Source organism: Paenibacillus luteus, assembly GCF_006542765.1.
Lineage (GTDB): Bacteria > Bacillota > Bacilli > Paenibacillales > Paenibacillaceae > Pristimantibacillus > Pristimantibacillus luteus.
In genome coordinates this window covers 115,815-135,993 of the sequence record NZ_SKCD01000088.1, presented here as the reverse complement: position 1 = coordinate 135,993, position 20,179 = coordinate 115,815, and the positions used below count along the sequence as shown (strand labels likewise).

Sequence of the window (20,179 nt, the reverse complement as noted above, 5' to 3'; positions counted from 1 at the left end):
CGCTGACAGCTGTTGGCGGTTTTTTTTTTTGTCATGCGCCTGTCTAAAGTCGCGCTGCATGCACGACAAAGGTCTAGGCGATGATACATTCTCCAGACCATTATGTGGCGCTTTCGCAGCCCTTACAATAAAAGTCGTAGGTTTAACTTGGAAAAAATAAACAAGTAAGACATTTGAAAGAGGAAATGGAGAGGGAAACATGAAATTTTTTACGAGTTTTTCATTAAGGAACCCGGTCGCGATCATCCTGTTAGTTATTTTGATCGCTGCTGGCGGAGTGTACGCGACCCTAGGATTCAAGCAGGAGCAGCAGCCGGAGGTTACTTTTCCGGGCATCATGGTGGCTGCGGTCTACCCAGGAGCTGCTCCTAATGAAGTGATGAATCAGGTTACGCTTCCGCTAGAGAAGGTGCTGCGCAACATGGAAGGCGTAAAGAGCGTCACTTCCCAATCAGCGAACAGCGTATCGATGCTGCAGCTGGAATTTGGCTACAACGATGATATGAAGGAGAAGCAGGCCGAGGTTATTCAGGCGATGGGAGAGGTTTCCTTACCAGATGGAGTCGCTAAGCCGCAGGTGCAGTATTTCTCGACAACCAATCAACCTATTATGTATACAAGCGTGGCAGCAAAGGAAGGCGTGACGGAAGAGCAGCTCACTGCATTCGTCAAAAACTCGCTGCTTACCGATTTGCAAGCCATCGAAGGCGTAAGCGACGTCCAGCTTGTCGGACTGAAGGATGACGGCGTGTATATAAGCTTGGATGCAAAGAAAATGGCTGATAAAGGCATTACATACGATCAGATTATGGCAGGCTTGCAAGCAAACAATCTCAGTGTGCCGCTCGGAGAGGCTACGATTGGCAAGACGAAGCTGCCAGTATTCGTGCAAGGAGATCTCCGCTCGATCGAGCAGTTGAAGACATGGCGTCTTACACCGGCTGGCGACGTCAAATTGACCGATATTGCAGGCATTACGCAGGGCAAGGAGCTTAGCGTTATCAACCGGACCAATGGCAGCGTAAGCGTGTCGCTTAACATTGTAAAATCCGGCGATGCCAACACGGTGGAAGTGGCTGATAAGGTTCTTAAAGTTTATGAAAACGCCGAGAAGGACGGCCAGGTAAAATCGCTTATTATGTATAACCGTGCTACTGATGTAAAGGAGTCGGTAAATACCTTGGCTCGTGAGGGGGCGCTTGGCGCGCTGTTCGCGTCGATTCTGATTTTGTTCTTCCTGCGTAACTTCCGGGCTACGCTGATTGCAATTGTATCGATCCCGCTATCGATGCTGATCGCGATGATCTGTTTGAAATATTTTACGGACGTGACTCTCAATATTATGACGCTTGGCGGCTTAGCCGTGGCAACCGGTCGGGTGGTGGACGACAGTATCGTCGTCATTGAGAACATTGTGCGCCGCATGCGGGGCGAGAAGATTACGAAGGATTTGATCCTTTCCGCAACCGCGGAGGTTGGCCGGGCAATCACCTCCTCTACAATAACGACCGTGGCGGTATTTGCGCCGCTTGGGCTGCTGCAAGGCATGATCGGGGGCTACTTCCGTCCTTTCGCATGGACCGTTGGATTCGCGTTGCTGTCGTCACTCCTAGTGGCGCTGACGGTTGTGCCGCTTATGGCATGGGCGCTCATGAGAAACGCTAAGCTGGCGGAACCGAAAGAATCGGCGATGAGCCGCGGCTACAAGCGGGTACTGCAATGGTCGCTAGGCCACAAAACCATTGTGCTGGTCGTCTCGTTTATGTTGTTCATCGGCAGTCTTGTACCAATCTTTGCTGGTAAGGTTGGTGTAATTTTACTGCCCGAGACGGAATATAAATACATGTTCGCAACGCTTGAAATGCCAAAGGGAACAAGTCTTGCGGCTCTAGAGGCAGAGGGTGACCGACTGGATGAGATGATTCGGGAGCATAAGGATGTAGAGAATACGAATATAACCATAGGCGGCAGCTTTGGCGGCGGCGAGGGTGCTGCGAGTAAGGTCGATTGGTTCATCGGCTTTGATCCTGAAGCCGATATGGATGCGTTTATCGCAGATATGGGTGCAAAGGCCAGCGTGTCTGAGGGCAGCGAATTCAGCCTGACGAAGGATGATATGAGCGGCGGCGGAATGATTGCCGTGACGGTAACTGGCTCGACGACAGCAAGTGTTCGAGAGGCAACGGAGCAAATCACGAAGGCTGTCCGTCAACAGAACGGGACCGAAAAGGTTAGCAATAACCTGCAGGATGGGACGAAAGGGATCGCCATTGAGATTAGGCAGGAGGATGCTAATAAATATGGGCTTTCAGCAGCTCAGGCATCGTTCATGCTGCGTCCATTCCTTTCCGAAGCGATGGCTGGACGAATTGGTGACGGATCAAGCGCAAGCGACCTTTATCTCGCTTTAAGCGGTGAATCCATTGCTTCAACGACCGATATCGGGAATCTTAAGCTGCAATCACCGCTAGGTGACACACTTGCGGTCAAGGATATTGCCGATGTCCAAGAGGTACAGCTTCCGAACACGCTGCAATACAAGAACGGAGCGGAATATGCTACGGTGTCGGCACAGATTACGGATAAGAATGTGAACAAAGTGAATCAGTCGCTGGAGAAGGCACTAGAGCAGCTCACGCTGCCGACAGGCGTCGACTATTCCCTTGGAGGCAGCAATGAGGATGTACAGACGATGATGCAGGATATGCTTATGGCGATGCTTGTCGCTGTTGGCATGGTCTATATCGTGATGGTCATTGCATTTAGAGAAGGCAGAGCACCGCTAGCCGTACTGTTCTCCCTGCCGTTTGCCCTTATCGGCGGCTTGGTGGGAACGATGATCGCCGGCGAGCCGATCTCGGTATCCAGCATGATTGGCTTCCTGATGCTGATCGGGATTGTCGTTACGAATGCTATCGTTCTGATTGAACGAGTCCAGCAGCAAACCGAGCATGGCATGAGCATCCGCGATGCACTCATCGAAGCGGGGGGGACGCGTCTGCGCCCGATCCTAATGACCGCGATAGCGACCATTTGCGCACTAATGCCGCTTGCGGTCGGCTTAGGGGGCGGAAGCATCATCTCCAGCGGGCTTGCGATTGTCGTGATTGGCGGTCTAGCCAGCTCGACACTGCTTACCTTGGTCGTCGTGCCTGTCATGTATGAGCTGCTCTATTTCAAACGTTCGCGTAAGCAGCGTATGGGCAGCAGCAAAATGGAGGCAGCTGCTTAGCACTTACTGATAATTTGGAAATATTTATGGCGTAAATCCGATCTTGCGTGCAACCTTATGGCACTTGTAGAAGTCCATTCTGTAAAGGGGTGGGAGATATGAAGAAAATCATCGGCTGCATGTTCGTTCTGCTCATCGGATTTACGCTTTTCTTAGCACCGGCCTATGCGGATTGGGCAAAATCATTTGTTGTTTTTGACGGAGGAAGCTATGCCATTTCCGATATTGAGCTTGAAGCTAGTCAAGTAGGCCCTGTTATTGGGAAGGTTACAAAATATTCCGATAGTGAAGGCACCTACTCAGGTAATTTCTCAAACCGGTTTCCCAAAGGTACATCCTATTACAAAATCAATGATTTTCCGGTTGGCGAGGCCATAGCCGTCGGAAACGGCGAAGGCAAATGGGTAAAAGCGTTGTATGATGGAGAATATGCAGGCAAGGGATTCAGTTGGAAACAAGCACTGGCTTATGTTTTTGGAGGTTTTTTACTGCTCATGGTTTTCTTGTTTTTGCAAAATACGTTAAGACAAAAAGACGGAAAATAATTTATACAACTTCTCTGCAACTTTTACAAAAAATGGACGTTAGTATAGCTGAATACTTCCATTTATTTGTAAGGTGAAGGGATTGATTTGAATTGAATATTAAAAGGATGTTTACCGTATTTCTTATGGCATTCGCACTGATCCTGCCTCATTCTGTAAGTGCAGCAGCGCCGCCTGCCTATGAATTTGTATGGAACGAGAATGATGAACGGTTGATTGGGGGGCCTGCTCTGATCAAAAATGGCGTTACCTTTGTTCCTATGGAGCTTGTGACGAAGACAGCGGGACTTGATTTAAGCTGGGATGCAACCGGGAAGCGTGCGCAGTTCAGCGGCTGGCAAAAGTCGTTTGCGGTTCGAATCGGCAGTCTTACCGCCATGCTGGATGGCAAAAGCGTTAAGCTGGCTGGAGCTCCGTTTGTTAATCAAAAAGAGCTCTATTTGCCTGCTCGTTTCGTTGTTCAAGCGCTTAACGGAAAAAACGTTACGAAGGACTCCAAAACAAACACAATCAAGGCCGATCATTTGCAATCGTTTAAGCAATATGCAAAGGTCTATGACAATCGGAAATACACCGTTGTAGGCAAAAACGGCATTCTTTATGTGACGGATAGCAAGGGAACACAGCATGAGCTTGCCAAGCTAGGAGCTCCCATTAAAGAGCAGCTATCATTCCGCTTTGAGAAAACGGAGGGCGGGCTGCTATTGCTCAGCCTATCGGATCATTTTGGTTCGGGGGTGCTTTTTAGTCAACAATTCACACTCGTTATAAAAGATGGTGCGGTTTTGCAGCAGGCCAGTGTGCTCTATTCGAATCGAATGGATACCAATGCCACACAAGGGAACGGCCAATTGCTGTTAAACGAAGGCAAGACGCTGAGAGTGCTGGAGGATGGGACAGGCAAGGTGCTGGAGACGATTAATTTGGAGGAGCTTGGCGGGGGAAAAGATCATTATTACGTCGAATATTTTGCTAAGGACGTCCTATTGCTGCGCGCCAGCCAAAAAGGGATATTAATGTTGGTAGACAGAGAATCCGGAAATAGCACTTTTTTATACAAAACTTTTTTTGACAAGAAGCAGCAGGAATTGGTGGAAAAGAATCAGGCATCGTTTCCCGGTGATTTTCTGAAGTTTGTGCAGCGGGAAGGCAATACCCTTTATTTCAAAAATGAGGATTCGACTGCTAATGATCAAACAAGCTACAGTATAAATATCGTTCAGTAAAGAGGAGGAACGAAAAAAGCCCCCGGAGGTTCTTTATCACGGGACATCACGCGAGCTTCAGGGACAAATTATGACCAAGGGGCTGCGGCCGATGGCGCGGAAAAATGTCCATCTGTCGATCGAAACCGCAACAGCGATGAATGTCGGCAGACGAAAGGATCGGCAGCCGCTTCTGCTGCGGATCGATGCGGAGCGCGCATGGCAGGCGGGCATTGCCTTTTACCAGGGGGATGAAGTAGTTTGGCTGGCGGATCATATTCCGGCTGAATATATAAGGGTTGACGGAGTTTAGAGCTAATGATGGTTGAGCAAAGCCATGATTGGCTTTTTTTTTAGGGCGGATGGAATCTTTCGAGTGGAAAAAGCATTGTCCTGTCATTTACTAGATTAGCTGTTCATATAATCTATCAGAATGAATGTTGTGGTTTATTCAAAGGTAGAGAAGGGTGGCAGAGATGATGCGGCGTATGATGAAGGCGGGAGTATGCACGTTGGTAGTATGGTTTGGTTTGTTTGGGCTTGGAGGTCCTGCCTTATATAGCGGGGATACCGCTAGTGAACGTGAGGTTGTTCAAGCAAGCGCGGGCTTGGGTCCAATTGCCGAATCCGTAGCCAAGCCGGTTCTTATCGAGCAGATATCCTATGAACCAGGTAAACAAGCAGAGGGGAACGCGTTCCCTGAAGCTGCGAGCCTCTCTGAAAATAATAAAGCTGCTGCAGCACCGCAAGAGCAGGAGCAGAAGCAAAATCTGAAACAGAATGAGAAGCTGCTGTACTTGACCTTCGATGACGGGCCAAGCGAAAACACGAAGCAGGTGCTGGATCTTTTGAAGCGGGAAGGGATTACTGCGACGTTTTTTGTTTTGGGTGAACAGGTGCTGAAGCAGCCGGAAATAGCCAAGCGAATTGTAGCGGAGGGGCACGCCATTGGCAATCATACCTTTAATCATAAATATGACCGCTTGTACGGCAGTTTTGCAGAGTTTGCTAGTCAAGTTATGAAAACGGACGAGGCTATTTATAAAACGCTGGGCCTAAGGACGACGTTGTTTCGAGCGCCGGGCGGTACCTATAGCAATTTTGACCAAGGCTACTTTGATGCGATGGCAGAGGCAGGCTATCAGGTGCATGATTGGAATGTGGACAGCGGCGACTCCAAGCGGGTAGGCGTGCCAGCGGCTGAGATTATATCCACGATAAAAAAATCAAAGCTTGCTGCCACATTAAATGTGCTGCTCCATGACGGCAAGGGACATGCGGAGTCCGTTAAGGCTTTGCCTGCGATCCTGAAATATTATAAGAGCAAAGGCTACACCTTCGTCCCGCTTACGGATCAAGTGAAGCCTATCCAATTCAACGTTGCCAAGCAATTGAAGTGGGACAGGGCAAAAGTATCCAAGCCGGAGAAACAAAGCCTTATCGCGTTCTCGGAAAAGCTTGGCAGGAACAGCTTGTTAGTGCAAGCGGAGCCAAATGCGCCGAGCTTGATTTTGCATCGCGGGGAACAACTCTTGGAGCTTAGCAAGGAGGAATACCGTCTAAGAAACGGCTCGATTGAGGTTCCCTTGCTTAAGTTATCGGAGTGGGTAGGCGGCATTACGAAGCTCGATTTGGAGCATGGCATCATAGAGGCTTATTACGATGGCAATCAGGTACTGAAGCTATCCAGCCAGACGGGTAAAATGACTGTCGAGCAGTCGGAGCGAATGGCTGTGCCTGTGCGCGCGACGCTAGAAAAGTTCGGAATCGTCATTACAAGTGTTGTCTATAACGATCAGCAGCGGGAAATTTGGTTGTCAGCGTAAAGCTGGCAGCTCTAGCAGGTCTAAATTGAGAGAAAGCTGGGGACACTGAAAAATAGATAGATTTATTTTTCAGGAGGCGATTTATTCGATGATTACTCCCCAATTTTCAGAGGATGCCAAAGAGGAGCGCTATAGTCACTGGCCGGAAGCCCCGCAGGTGCTGCTTCACAGGCTGCTAGTAAAGGTAGAGAGCGTATTGCTAGGGAAGCAGCAGGTCATAAGGAATACGTTAACCGCGCTGCTTGCGGGCGGCCATGTTTTGCTTGAGGATGTGCCGGGCGTTGGGAAGACACTGCTGGCACAGGCTTTTGCAAGGGCGGTGGGCGGTGATTTCAAAAGAATCCAGTTTACGTCCGATATGCTGCCTGCGGATATTGTTGGCGGAGTTGTGCTTGATCCAAGGACGAGCGAGCTGGTGTACCGCCCTGGCCCGATTATGGGCAATGTGGTGCTGGCCGATGAGATCAACCGCACATCGCCGCGCACGCAGTCTGCGCTGCTTGAAGCAATGGAGGAGAGGCGGGTCACGGTAGAAGGGAAAACGCGCAAGCTGCCCGTTCCGTTCATGCTGATCGCTACGCAAAATCCGCTTAGCTTCGAGGGGACGAACACGCTGCCGGAAGCGCAGCTGGATCGTTTCATGATGCGGCTAACCATCGGATATCCCGGATCGATGGAAGAGAAGAGAATGCTGGAGCAATATGCGGATGGCAACCGAATCGAGCCGGAGCGCTTGCGTCCAGTCATTGCCACGGAAGAATGGCTGCAGATGCAGGCGGAGGCACGCCAGACGCATATGCATCCGGCGCTGCTGGAATATATGGTGCAGGTGGCGGATGCGACCCGCCGTGCGCCCGAGGTCATGCTTGGTCTGAGCCCAAGGGCGCTTAGAGATTGGCTGCGCGCATCCCAGGCCAATGCTTACATGGAAGGCCGCGGTTATGCGGTTCCCGATGATTTGCTGGCAACCGCCGAAGCCGTGCTGCCGCATCGTTTGTCGCTGCGCTTCAGCGCAGCAGCAAGTGGAGCGGATGCCACATCTGTGTTGAAGCGCACGATTCGCGAATGCCCAATGCCGGCAGCTGCAGGAAGCGGGAAGCGCCGATGAATGCATTTTATGAAAATGGACTTCCGAAAGAAGGGTCCGAGGCGGGAAGCGAAGAACGCTTATATGCTGTTGAGGGGCAACTCCCGAACAATCATGAGAATGAGAGCTGGACACGCGGCAGGCAGGGGATGACAGAGCCGGTAGATGAGAGAAAGACAGCCTATGCCGGGCAAGATGGTGATCATGGCATTTATCGAACAAGGTGGCTGGCTTGGGGTTTGCTAGGTGCAGGATGGGCCGGAAGCGTGGCAGCCGTGCTGCTTCGGGGCGGTGCAGTGGAATGGTTTATGGCAGCCGTACTCAGTATGATCGTGATCTTAAGCTGTGCTGCGCCTATGCTGGCAGCGGCAGGCATTACGGCTGTCCGCGAGCTTTCGCAAGAGACGACACGTGAGGGAGGAACCATCTCTGTGCGTTTAACGCTCAGGCGATCGCTGCTAATTCCTTTTGTGTGGGTTGCAATAAGCGATGAAACAATAAATCAGAGCTCACCTGCTCGCCTAGGCTTGAGTATGCAATATGTGTTCATGCCAATCTTTCGCAAAGAGATGACCGTTCAGTATGCATTCTATCAACTGCAGCGGGGGCTGCATCCATTCGAGCATGTGTCGGTTACTGTTGGCGATTGGCTGGGTCTAACCGCAATTCGCAAGCAATTGTCATGCAAGGCGGAGTTTGTTGTTTTGCCTGGCCTGCCTCAGGCAGATCAGTTAAAGCCGGAGCAGTTAGGCGGATCAGCACCGCATGCAGTTCGTACGCGTGCCATGGGCGAAGCTCGTGATCCGCGCGGCGAAGCGGGAAGAGAAGAAATCGAGGCCGCGGTGAGAGCTGCCGGTTGGGGCCCGGAAGTTCGGCCGTACCGTGAGGGTGACTCGCTCCGTCATCTGGATTGGCGCAGCGCGGCTAAGGGACGCGGTCTTCAAACCAAATGGCATGCGCTGGAGCAGCCTGTTCGAACGTATATAGCTGTCGATACGCTGGCATCTGCATACGATCAGGACAACCGGCTCTTTGATGCTTGCGTAGGCTGGGCATCATTGGCGCTTACGCAGGCAGCTTCACTTGGTCATGGAGTAACGCTTCTGCTTGGTCAGGAGCAAGCAGCGCTGGAGTCGACGGAGGCAGATTCATTATCCCGTTTGTCTGGGATGCTTCACGCGATGGCTCTGCTCAAGCCAGGCGGAAGGGGCTCGCTTGCAGGCAGCCTCTACAAAAGTTCGGGAACCTTTAGCCGCGGCTGCACGATCCTCGTGTTTACCGCTGATTGGCGGGGCGGCAGGAGCTGGGGCGAGCTGGCTGGTTATGCCGCCGAGCAAGGCTGCAGGCTAGAGCTCTTCATTATAACGCGAAGCAGCATGCCTACTTTCGCCATGCGCGAGCAGCAGAAATGGCTGGAGAGCGGCGGCGTCAAATTGACGTGGCTGCATGTCCCTGCGAGCATGGATGATCTTCCTTATGCCGAGGAAGGAGGCGACTTCCATGAGCTTGCATAAAAGCGATATAGCAGGTAGAGACGGAAAGAGGCTGCAACCGGGTAACCAACGGCTGCATAGCGGCGCTGCCGAAGATTCGTTCGGCTATCGGCTGCTTACCACACTGCTGCTATTTGGCTTGCTCGCCGAATGGCTGCTTCCATGGGTGAATGCGGGTGCGTGGTCGGTCATTTATAATCCGGAGCCGCTGCTTATAGTTATCGGCTTTGTGTTGCTGGCGGGATTGTTTCGCCTGCCGCTCGGTGCTACTCTTCCGATGAATGTCATCCTCTGTATTTTAAGCCTGATGTGGCTCTATAAGGGGACTGACCAAGGCAGCCTTCAATGGGTGATCGGATTTCCGGTTATGCTGAAGGAACACTTCCTGCTGCTAGTGGATAACGGCTTATGGGCCATGTCGGGAGAGCTTAGAACGCTGCTGCTCTTTATTGGCTGGGCTATGCTGGCTCCCGCGCTGCAGGCGCTGCTCTGGATGCGCCAGACGGCTCTTGGACTCGCATGCATAACGTTAGTATATTTAATTACGCTACATCTATGGCTGGGATTTGACGTGATGGGCGGCTTGATGCGCACGGTGGCAGAAGGGCTGCTGCTTGGTGCTGTAGTAACGGTGCCACGAGTACAGCGAATGATAGAGACGGGTTTAGGCAAGCTCAAGGGAGTGGATATGCGCTGGCTTTCAGGTTCCGCCTTTGTCGTTCTGACGATTATTGGCTGCGGTTTGCTGTTTGCGGCCGGCCGCGAAGCCTCGCTGCCGCCTGCGAGCTGGACAACGACGTTTAATGATCGGCTAGAGCAGGCGGTCAGCTCGCTTGGGCAGCAGAGCCAAGCAAGCGTAAATGGAACAACCGGATACAGTCTATCGGGCAGCTCCTTTACGGGGTATGGGTTCGATGACAGCAAGCTGGGTGCGCCGGTAAGGAAAGACGACAGCATTCTATTTACGGGAAGCTCACCGGTAAAAGGTTATTGGCGCGGGGAAACAAAGCGCTTATATGATGGGCATGGCTGGAGCGATACGTCAGGCAGCTCCGTGCTACTCCCTGTTCGCAGTACGGATATGGAAGCATCCGCCAAAGCGGCAGATGAAGCGGGAACGAATCAACAAGGGCCGATCATTCAGCAAACTGTCATTTGGGCGCAGCCTACAGCTGGAATGCCGCTGTTTGTCTCCGGCTTATACGGCAGGGTTACCGAGCTTACGGCGGCAGATCCAAGGCGCAAGCTGGAGAGCTATATATTTAATGGGGATAGCAGTGCTTTATATGCCCAATCGAATAAAGCAAAAGTGGAGAGCTACACGGTCAATAGCGTTCTTGCCGTAACGGATGAAGCGCAATTGCGTGCGTTGGACAACGGTTCTGGCGGAGCATTGGCAGCGGATGAAGGTTCAGCGGCTTCAGGTACTTCAGCCGATGCAACGGAGGAACTGGCTTTGGCGCCTTATTTGCAGTTGCCGTCCTCGCTGCCAAGCCGTGTAGTCGCTTTGGCTGCTGAGGTCGCAGGCGGTGGCGTTACGAGCCGTTACGACCAGGTGAAGGCGATTGAGGACTTTTTGAAAGAGAGTTACACCTATACGCTGGATGGCAGCTCCGTGCCCCCGGAAGGCAGTGATTTCGTGGACAACTTCCTCTTCGAGCAGCGCCAGGGCTATTGCGTACATTTCTCTACCGCGATGGTGGTGCTACTGCGCGCGCAAGGCATTCCCGCCCGTTGGGTAAAAGGCTTCACCACAGGAATTCCCGCGGGAGAGAGCGCTACAGGAAATTCTTTGGGAGCGGGAAATGCTGGAGCGGAAGCTCAGAGCTTAGGAAGAGCTGGAGTAGAGAGCGGTAGTGAAGCGCTGAGCTCTGGAAATGCAGGGGTAGAGAGTGGAAGCGATAGAGCGATTAGTGCTGGTAGTGCTGGTAGTGCTGGTAGTGCTGGTAGTGCTGGTAGTGCTGGTAGTGCTGGTAGTGCTGGTAGTGCTGGTAGTGCTGGAGCAGAGAGCTCTAGTGGAGCGCTGAGCTCGGGAAGTGCCAAAGTAGACAATGGAAGCGATAGAGTGATTTATACAGGTAGCGCTGAAGTAGAGAATGGTAGTGGAGCGCTAAGCGATGGATCGGGGAGAAAGAGCAGCAGTTCGCTAGCCGCTGAGGGGGATAGCTTGCAATCGGTGGATTATGAGGTGAGAGGCTCCGATGCGCATGCCTGGGTTGAGGTGTATTTTCCAGGCGCAGGCTGGGTGCCCTTTGATCCGACGCCGGGATTCAGCGGCGTCGTGAGTGTTGCAGCCGCCGGTTCTGCGGGCGGCATGCTCGCTGCTCCCGCAATGGGAGCAGCACTGGCAAGCGGCGTCAGCAGCGGCGCGCTTGGGTTTGGCGAGGCGAGCTTAGCGAATCTCGCCGCATGGTTTGAGGCGGCTGCCGCGCGAGGGGCAGATGCCCTCGCGCGCGCAGCCAAAAGCGCAGCGGCGGCTTCGCCCGCCGCTGTAGCTGCCGCAGGCGCGGCCGCGCTAGCGCTTGCGGCCGCGGCCATTGCTGCAGCGCAGCACCAGCGGCTTCGCCTTTCGCTGGCGCTGCGCCGTTATGGCGCGGTCCACGCCGGCATCGCGAAGCTTTCCGGCACAGCCGCGCCCTATCCGTCACGCGAACCTGTGACGGAAGAAAGGGCTGCGCAAGCGGGGGGGACCCGCTTGCGGAAAGCTCCGCGCGGCGCGGAAAGCCGCCTGCGCGACAGCTTTATCGGCGTCGCAAATGCGCATGCGCCGCTGCTGTACCGCCGGTTCGGCGGGCACGCGCGCGGACAAACCGCGCGTGAGTACGCGAGCGCTACCGAACCCGCGCTCGCGGCAGATCAGCAGGACGCGCTCCGCCAGCTCACCAGCTGGATCGAGGAAGCAAAGTTCGCCGCGCCGGGCCCATGGCTTGGCGCACCGACGCCGGCTGCGCTTCGCACGGTTCTGCGCGTGCTGGACAAACGGCCAGCACATAAGTCAGCATCTTCCTCTGCCAAGCAGAAGGAAGAGTCCAAAAAGCGGCCATTAGCGGTTAAAACACCGAAATAACTTGTCAGTCCTATGCATGGCACGAAGCCGAGAAGTAGGTTAATTGATAGTTAGTCGTTAGTAACTTATCAATTAACTTACTTCCTCGACGCTTACAATCATGTGATTCGTAATAACACATGGCTTGGTGAAACTCAGTTAATCACATTCGGTACAACGCGGCAGATGGATTGCCACCTAACTGTACCGAATGTATTGGAGTAACTAATTGTTAATGCGCCTAAGTGTGTCGCATTCGGTACAGCGTGGCAGATGGATTACCACAAAACTATACCGATTATTTAGAGTAACTATTTCGTATAATACAATTGCTAAGGTAAGGCAGCTATTCTTGTCTGTTCAATTTCATCCCGTAAACGAATGAACATGATAAAAACCTGTTAATTACGGCCATTTTGCTATATTTAATGAATTAGTGGGAAATCCTCCTGCTAAACAGCTGGTATTCTGCAGGTTGGAGAGATATGGATAATATTAGCAGGAGTTTTTCCCGTTAATGTTCTTAAACGTCACCTGCGCTGAAATTAGCGGGAGTTTTTCCCGCAATTCTATTTTGGCGTTGCGCATTGTATCGAATCTTGGGACATACCGCTCAAAATCAACGTATAACTGCTTTCCGACAACCAGGTAATCGTCGAAAGAAAGCAGCTCGGACAGCTGCAACATAGCCGTTCACCGAAAGGACATGCCGATTCGCCTTGACTCGTTCAAAGCGCCTTATATATAATTACTACATAATTTGAGGGAGGCTCGGTCATGACTAAGCAAAATGAAATCATCGTTGTTCTCGATTTTGGAGGCCAATACAATCAACTAATCGCACGCCGTATTCGTGATTTGGGCGTATATAGCGAGCTGTTGCCTTACAATACGCCGGCAGAACGGATCCGCGAACTACAGCCGAAAGGTATTGTATTCTCGGGAGGACCGGCTAGTGTTTACGAAGAAAATTCACCAATGGTGGACCCGGCTGTATATGATTTGAACATTCCAATTTTCGGCATTTGCTACGGCATGCAGCTGATGTCACATCAGCTCGGCGGCAAGGTTGAGCGTGCTGGCAAGCGTGAGTACGGCAAAGCTGAGGTTGAATTTGCAGAAGGCACACGCATCGGTTTCGGTCTGGATAAAGTACAAAACGTATGGATGAGCCACGGAGACCACGTTGTTGAACTGCCGGAAGGCTTCCAGGTAGATGCTTTTACAGACCATGCGCCTGTAGCTGCAATGAGCAATCCTGACCGTCATTTCTTCGGGGTGCAATTCCACCCAGAGGTTCGTCATTCCGAGTTCGGCAATGAGATGATCCGCAATTTCCTTTACAATATTTGTGACTGCGATGGCAACTGGACGATGGAATCGTTTATCGATGACGCTATCCGTGATATCCGCAATGAGGTTGGCGACAAAAAAGTGCTATGCGCACTTTCAGGCGGCGTAGATTCTTCTGTTGTAGCTATTCTTCTTCACAAGGCGATTGGCGATCAACTGACTTGTATGTTCATCGACCATGGCATGCTGCGCAAAGGCGAAGCAGAAGGCGTCATGGAAACGTTCGTTGGCAAATTCGATATGAAGGTTCTCAAAATTGATGCGCAGGAGCGTTTCCTAGGCAAGCTGAAGGGCGTAGAAGATCCTGAGCAAAAACGTAAAATCATCGGTAACGAATTTATTTACGTATTCCAAGAGGAATCGGATAAACTCGATGATTTTGAATTTTTGGCACAAGGCACGCTATACACGGATATCGTAGAGAGTGGTACGGCTACGGCACAAACGATTAAATCCCATCACAATGTAGGCGGCTTGCCTGAGGACATCAAGTTCAAATTGATCGAGCCTCTTAAAGCGCTGTTCAAGGATGAGGTTCGTAAAGTCGGCGAGGAGTGCGGACTTCCAGAAGCCATCGTTTGGCGTCAGCCATTCCCAGGTCCGGGCCTTGCTATCCGCGTGCTTGGCGAAGTGACAGAGGACAAGCTTCTTATCGTACGAGAATCCGATGCGATTCTTCGTGATGAAATTGCCAAAGCAGGTCTTGACCGCGAAATTTGGCAATACTTCACCGCGCTTCCGAACATGAAGAGCGTTGGTGTTATGGGCGATGCCCGTACGTATTCCTATACAGTAGGTATCCGTGCGGTTACTTCAATCGACGGTATGACAGCCGACTGGGCACGTATCCCTTGGGACGTGCTTGAGAAGATTTCGGTGCGTATCGTAAATGAAGTCGACAACGTCAACCGTATCGTCTATGATGTTACATCGAAACCACCTGCAACGATCGAGTGGGAATAGGTTTTATTGGAATCAGCCTGCCACAATAAAGTGAAAAAATAGAGTGCAAAAAATACTCTCTTTTATCTGCGTTTTTTAGCAAATAGAAGGGAGTATTTTTTATGACCAAAATCATGGCACCTATTATGGACTTTAAGTTCAACCAAGAAATCTTGGTCCGTGTGAAAAAGCTATGTTGACGAGCGCCGCCCGTCCGCGTGGAATTTACCGTAAAGCAGATGAAAGCGAACTAACATTTCTGGCTGCGCGCCTTTGCTCACATATAAATGTGCTTATAATTTCGCGAAACGACTGCTTTTGCCACAGAGGACGGCGACAGCCGTTTATACTCGGTGGTCAAGTTATCACACACACACACACACACACACACACACACACACACACACACACACACACACACACACTCTCTCTCTCTCTCTCTCTCTCTCTCTTTCTTTCTTTCATTATTCTTTCAGAGGGATGTTGTATATTTAATTATATAAAATTTTATTTATTTATAAAACATAGCAGAGAGGGAGATAGCTTTGAGAAAATCATTGCTCGCACTGTTAATATTTCTTTTATTAGTTGGTCCACTACTCGTGCCTCCGAAGGCGAGTGCTGCAACGGGATTGAAGTTCGAGAGCGTGACTTCGGGGGGGAATGCGACGCTTGCGCTTGACAATGCTGGGCATATTTGGGCTTGGGGAAGAAACAATGGCACGTTTGGCGACGGAACGACCGATAGTTCCGCCACGCCCAAGCGCATTGATGTGATGGACGGAGGAGCTCCCGTAACGTTCCAAGAAGTGAAAACACAACGGCTGATCTCGATGGCGCTCGATACCACCGGTCACTTGTGGATGACCGGGGAAGACAGTAATGGCGCCCAGGGTAACGGAGCCGGCCGATCCGATGCGACAGCCTGGACCAAGCTTCCCGTATTGGACGGGGCGGAGGACGTCACATTTACAGTGATTGCTGCGGGGTACTGGAACGGGTTTGCCATCGACAGTCACGGCTCGATCTGGGGCTGGGGGATCAATATCAGCGATACGCCGGTGAAGCAGATTATTACGGACGGAGTTAGCCCCGTCTCCTTCAAGGGGCTAACGGCCGGTAACCATGCCGCAATCGCGCTCGACACATCCGACCGGATTTGGAATATCTTAACTATCGTCCCGAATACGGTGAAGTTCGATCTGGTGGACGGCAGCTCGGTGCCGTATCAGTTCAAGGCGATCTCCACCGGCAACGGTGGAGATGGCGGCAACGCCCTCACCAATTACATTCTACATACCGCACTGGATTCGAATGGCCATATCTGGACATGGGGCAATAACAACTCCGGTCAATTGGGGGATGGGGGAGCTTCGGGAGCGGCGGGCACAGTCACGCCGACGCTTCGTGATCTAAAGGACGGTGCTGTGTCTGCAAAATTTAAGTCTTTGTCCGCCGGCGACCAATATGTGCTGACTGTGGATACGGCCGGCGATATCTGGAGTTGGGGATCTAATGCCAATGGGCAATTGGGCGACGGCACGACCAATAACGGATCGCCGAAGAAGCTGACCGTAAAGGACAACAACGACAACCCGGTCGACTTCGTGTCGGTCTACGCCGGTGTCAACAAGTCGTTCGCGATCGATACTAACGGCCGAATCTGGGCGTGGGGCTTCGACGCGGCTAGTGTGCCGACTCGACTAAAGTTTGTGCCTGGGGCAACGCTTAGCGTATCGCCGGCGTCATCTTCGACGAAGCTGCAGTCGGTCACGTTGACGGCGACGGTAGCCGGCGGTTTGGAGACGCCGACCGGCACGGTCCAATTCATGGATGGCGCCACCCTTCTGGGGAGCGCTTCGCTTACCGGCGGAATAGCAACCTATACGGTAACTTCATTGGCTGTAAGATTGCATACATTGTCGGTTAGTTATCAAGGAGATAGTCACTATATGGCTGCAAGCTCCGCGAATGTCTCCCACCAAGTCAACTTGCCGGCAGCCCCGGGCCTGACGTTAACCCCTTTGACGATGAGCGATACGTTCGATCCGGTGACTATTACCGTGGCGGCTTCAATCAACGGCAGCGGCAATTCGCTCAGTCTCTTGAAGTGGCAGGCCGGGAGCAAGACCGTGTCCAACTTCGCGAGCGCGGGGACTGTTATCACAACACCCTTGAAGTTTGATGCGGCGAGTAACGGGATTTATACGGTCTACGCGAAGGATGCGGCAGGCAACGAGGTTGTTAAGACAATTGAGGTAACCAACATTTTGCAAGCCGGTGACCCAGCGTCGCTTAATGCTGCGATCTTGACAGCGGAGCAGGCGCTGACGGACCATCCGGCAGGGACGAGCGTCGGACAAGCTTCCGCGAGCGCGAGGAACACGCTGCAATCGGCGATCGACGTATCGCAATTGGTTGAGGATGATGCTGAGCATCGAACGCAGGCGCAATTGGACGCGGCAACGACGACGCTGAACGGTGCGATCGCGACGTTTATCGAAGCGGTGATCGTAGCTGGCGATCCGGCGTCGCTGAATGCTGCGATCTTGACGGCGGAGCATGCGCTGGAGGACCATCTCGAGGGGACGGACGTCGGGCAAGCGCCCGAGAGCGCGCGGGACCTACTGCAAACGGCGATTGACGCGGCGAAGGACGCCTCGGATGACGTAACGAATCAAACGCAGGCGCAATTGGACGCGGCAACGTCGACACTGAACGGAGCGATCGCGACGTTTAACGAAGCAGTGATCGTAGCGGGCGATGCAGCGGTACTGGATGCTGCAATCACGACGGCGGAACAGACGTTGGCGGATCATCCGGAGGGAACGGGATTCGGACAAGCGTCCAAGAGCACGCGGGATGCGCTGCAATTGGCGATCGGCGAGGCGCAAGACGTCTTGGATGATGCAACAAATCATACGCAAGCGCAACTGGATACAGCGACGACAACGTTGAATGATGCGCTCGCGACGTTTAACGGGTTATTGATCGTAGCGGGCGATGCAGCGGTGCTGGATGCTGCGCTCGCGATGGCAGAACAGACGTTGGCGGACCATCCTACAGGAACGAACGTGGGGCAAGCGCCCGAGCATGCGCGGAATGCACTGCAATCGGCGATCGACGCAGCGGAGGACGTATCGGAAGACGCATCGCACCGATCGCAGGCGCAACTGGATGCGGCAACGATGACGCTGAACGAAGCGATCGCGACGTTTAACGAAGCAGTGATCGTAGCGGGCGATGCAGCGGCGCTGGATGCTGTGATCGCGACTGCGGAGCAGGCGCTGGCTGATCATCCGGAGGGAGCGGAACTTGGACAGGCATCCGAGAGCGTTCGAGGCGTGCTCCAAACTGCGATCAATGAGGCGCAGGCGATATTGGACGACGCGACGAATCATACGCAGGCACAGCTGGATTTGGCAACGGCGACGCTGAACGACGCGATCTCGACATTCGGGCTGACCGTTGTTGGCGTCGTCCTGAATGTGCCACGAGCAAGCTTGTACGGCGTGGGAGACACGCTCTCATTCACATTGACGTATCGCGACGAGGTGAACGTCGTCGGGGTGCCTCGGCTGGCGCTTGCGCTCGGAGCCAATTCCGTCGCGGATACCGTGTACGCTGAGTATACGGGGGCAACGGATGTGACGACGACGAGCTTGACGTTCGAATACTTGGTGCCCGAAGGCATGGTGGATGAAGACGGCATCGCACTCGAAGGCCGGCTTGATCTGCCGAATGGGGCGGCCGTCACGCTCGTCGCGGGAGGCGCAGATGCCCTAGCGAGCTTCAGCGTTCCCGAGACGAGTGGCATTCGGCTGATCGGGGAGGTGCCGACGCTTGAGCTGAGCGCAACTGGCACTGCGCGTACGTCGGCCGATGTGACGGTGACGGCGGCGGTATACGGCGAAGCGACAGCGGGGAATTCGCTCGTACAGTTGAAGTGGCTGAAGGGAGCGCATGACGTCGCCGACTTCGAGGGAGGAGCAGCCGGCACGTCGATTGTCGTGCCGAAAGCGTTCACGGTGCAGACGAACGGAGACTATACCGTATATGCCCAAGATGCCGCTGGCAACGAGTCCGCAGCGGTCATTACGATCGCCTCCATTATCTCCATCACGAATCCGGTCAGCACACCGTCAAGTTCCGGCACGACGGTCGAATTGTCGCCGGACGGCGGCGTAGTGGTCCGTGTCGCTGATTCTGACATCAAGAAGGAGATGCAGCAAGATGGAACCGTGACGGAGAGTTTCGAGCTGACAGACCTGTTGATGGACCAGATTCTAGAGCATTTGAAAAAAGCAGGCAAGCCGACCGTGACGTTGGTGATCGACGATACGGAACAGGCGGTGAATGTACGCTTCCCGGCCGTTCGACTCGGTGCGCAGCTAGCCGCTTACCCGAACTTGCAATACGAGGTGCGACTGAACGACTCCAGCTTCCTGCTGCAGGTTAGCGTACTGGATCTGGCCGACCTGGCATCCCGGCTAAGCGTTGATTTGAAGGAGTTGAAGGTGAGCATTCTAACGTCGCGAGTTGAAGGTTCGGCCAAGGCCGAACTGGAGCGGCTGGCCGGCACGAAGGGAATGAAGCTGGTCGGTCAAGCGGTCGATTATCGGATTAGGGTGACGGGCGGCGGCCGCTCGATCGAAGTGACGGATTTCGGCGGAACGTACATGGCTCGGGCTATCGTCATGGAATCGATCGAGCCGGGCAAGAGTTATACTGCCGTCGTATATGACCCAAGCGTTCCGTCGTTTTCCTTCGTTCCGGCCGTATTGGGGACGAGAAGCGACGATAAGCAACAAATGTCTATGAGTTCCCCGCATAATAGCATCTATGCCATCATGGAGACGACAAAGCGTTCGTTCGACGACCTGAATGGCCACTGGGCGAAGGAAGATGTGGAGCTGCTGTCGTCGAAGCTGATCGTACAGGGTATATCGGATACGAAGTTCTCGCCTGGCGGCACCGTCAAGCGGGCGGAATTCCTTACGCTGCTCGTGCGGGCGCTGGGCATAAGAACGGATGCAGATCCGGCGGCTTTGAGCTTCGTGGATGTGCCGTCATCTGCTTGGTACGCGCCTGAGGTAGCGGCTGGCGTGAAGGCCGGATTGGCGAAGGGGATGGATGCAGACCACTTCGACCCGAACGGCACGGTGACGCGGGAGCAGATGGCGGTCATGTTGGACAATGCGTTAGCGCTGGCAGAGGGGCGGAATAGCGAGTCTGCTGCTGTGTCCGGGTCTGTCGACTTCGTCGATGCGAATCGCATCTCGTCATGGGCGCGCGCAGCCACCGAGCGAATCGCAGAAGCCGGCATCGTGCAAGGCACAGCGGACGGACGTTTCGAGCCGCAAGCAAATGCAACCCGGGCTGAAGCGGCTGCGATGCTTAAGCGGTTCTTATTGACGGTACAGTTTATCGACGGATAAAAGATACGTGGA

Annotated in this window: 11 protein-coding genes; 10 read left to right on the top strand and 1 reads right to left on the bottom strand. The window is 53.2% G+C overall.

The window, feature by feature from the left end; translation table 11 throughout:
• The first annotated feature begins 199 nt into the window (after window positions 1–199).
• From E0496_RS33905 to E0496_RS36785, 8 genes are all read left to right on the top strand, one after another.
• Complete coding sequence (locus E0496_RS33905; RefSeq protein ID WP_141506325.1) at window positions 200–3,232, top strand: efflux RND transporter permease subunit; 3,033 nt, start codon at window positions 200–202, stop codon at window positions 3,230–3,232.
• A 98-nt stretch (window positions 3,233–3,330) separates the two neighbouring features.
• Window positions 3,331–3,777 (top strand): hypothetical protein, encoded by a 447-nt coding sequence (locus E0496_RS33900; RefSeq protein ID WP_241675083.1) that lies wholly within the window; start codon window positions 3,331–3,333, stop codon window positions 3,775–3,777.
• A 107-nt stretch (window positions 3,778–3,884) separates the two neighbouring features.
• The gene (locus E0496_RS33895; RefSeq protein WP_206669935.1) at window positions 3,885–5,003 is read left to right on the top strand and encodes a stalk domain-containing protein; all 1,119 of its coding nucleotides are present in this window, start codon (window positions 3,885–3,887) and stop codon (window positions 5,001–5,003) included.
• Window positions 4,990–5,295 carry an RNA 2'-phosphotransferase gene (locus E0496_RS33890; protein WP_141506323.1) on the top strand — a complete coding sequence of 102 codons (306 nt, stop codon included), beginning with the start codon at window positions 4,990–4,992 and terminating at the stop codon, window positions 5,293–5,295. The genes E0496_RS33895 and E0496_RS33890 overlap by 14 nt, the downstream gene beginning before the upstream one ends.
• A 199-nt stretch (window positions 5,296–5,494) precedes the next feature.
• Window positions 5,495–6,808 carry a polysaccharide deacetylase family protein gene (locus tag E0496_RS33885; RefSeq protein WP_161601671.1) on the top strand — a complete coding sequence of 438 codons (1,314 nt, stop codon included), beginning with the start codon at window positions 5,495–5,497 and terminating at the stop codon, window positions 6,806–6,808.
• Window positions 6,809–6,896: 88 nt separating this feature from the next.
• On the top strand, window positions 6,897–7,916 hold the full coding sequence (locus E0496_RS33880; protein WP_141506321.1) for an AAA family ATPase: 1,020 nt from the start codon (window positions 6,897–6,899) through the stop codon (window positions 7,914–7,916).
• The gene (locus tag E0496_RS33875) at window positions 7,913–9,409 is read left to right on the top strand and encodes a DUF58 domain-containing protein (RefSeq protein ID WP_161601670.1); all 1,497 of its coding nucleotides are present in this window, start codon (window positions 7,913–7,915) and stop codon (window positions 9,407–9,409) included. Before E0496_RS33880 ends, E0496_RS33875 begins: the two co-directional genes overlap by 4 nt.
• Window positions 9,396–12,455 carry a transglutaminase domain-containing protein gene (locus E0496_RS36785; RefSeq protein ID WP_161601669.1) on the top strand — a complete coding sequence of 1,020 codons (3,060 nt, stop codon included), beginning with the start codon at window positions 9,396–9,398 and terminating at the stop codon, window positions 12,453–12,455. The genes E0496_RS33875 and E0496_RS36785 overlap by 14 nt, the downstream gene beginning before the upstream one ends.
• A 474-nt stretch (window positions 12,456–12,929) precedes the next feature.
• Here the strand turns inward: E0496_RS36785 and E0496_RS36325 are convergent, their stop codons facing one another.
• Complete coding sequence (locus E0496_RS36325) at window positions 12,930–13,121, bottom strand: hypothetical protein (protein WP_206669934.1); 192 nt, start codon at window positions 13,119–13,121, stop codon at window positions 12,930–12,932.
• Between the two features lie 90 nt (window positions 13,122–13,211).
• Between E0496_RS36325 and guaA the strand changes: the two genes are divergently transcribed.
• Together guaA and E0496_RS33855 are read left to right on the top strand one after the other, a co-directional pair.
• Complete coding sequence (guaA, locus tag E0496_RS33865; protein ID WP_141506318.1) at window positions 13,212–14,750, top strand: glutamine-hydrolyzing GMP synthase; 1,539 nt, start codon at window positions 13,212–13,214, stop codon at window positions 14,748–14,750.
• Between the two features lie 524 nt (window positions 14,751–15,274).
• On the top strand, window positions 15,275–20,167 hold the full coding sequence (locus E0496_RS33855; protein WP_141506316.1) for an S-layer homology domain-containing protein: 4,893 nt from the start codon (window positions 15,275–15,277) through the stop codon (window positions 20,165–20,167).
• Window positions 20,168–20,179: the final 12 nt, after the last annotated feature.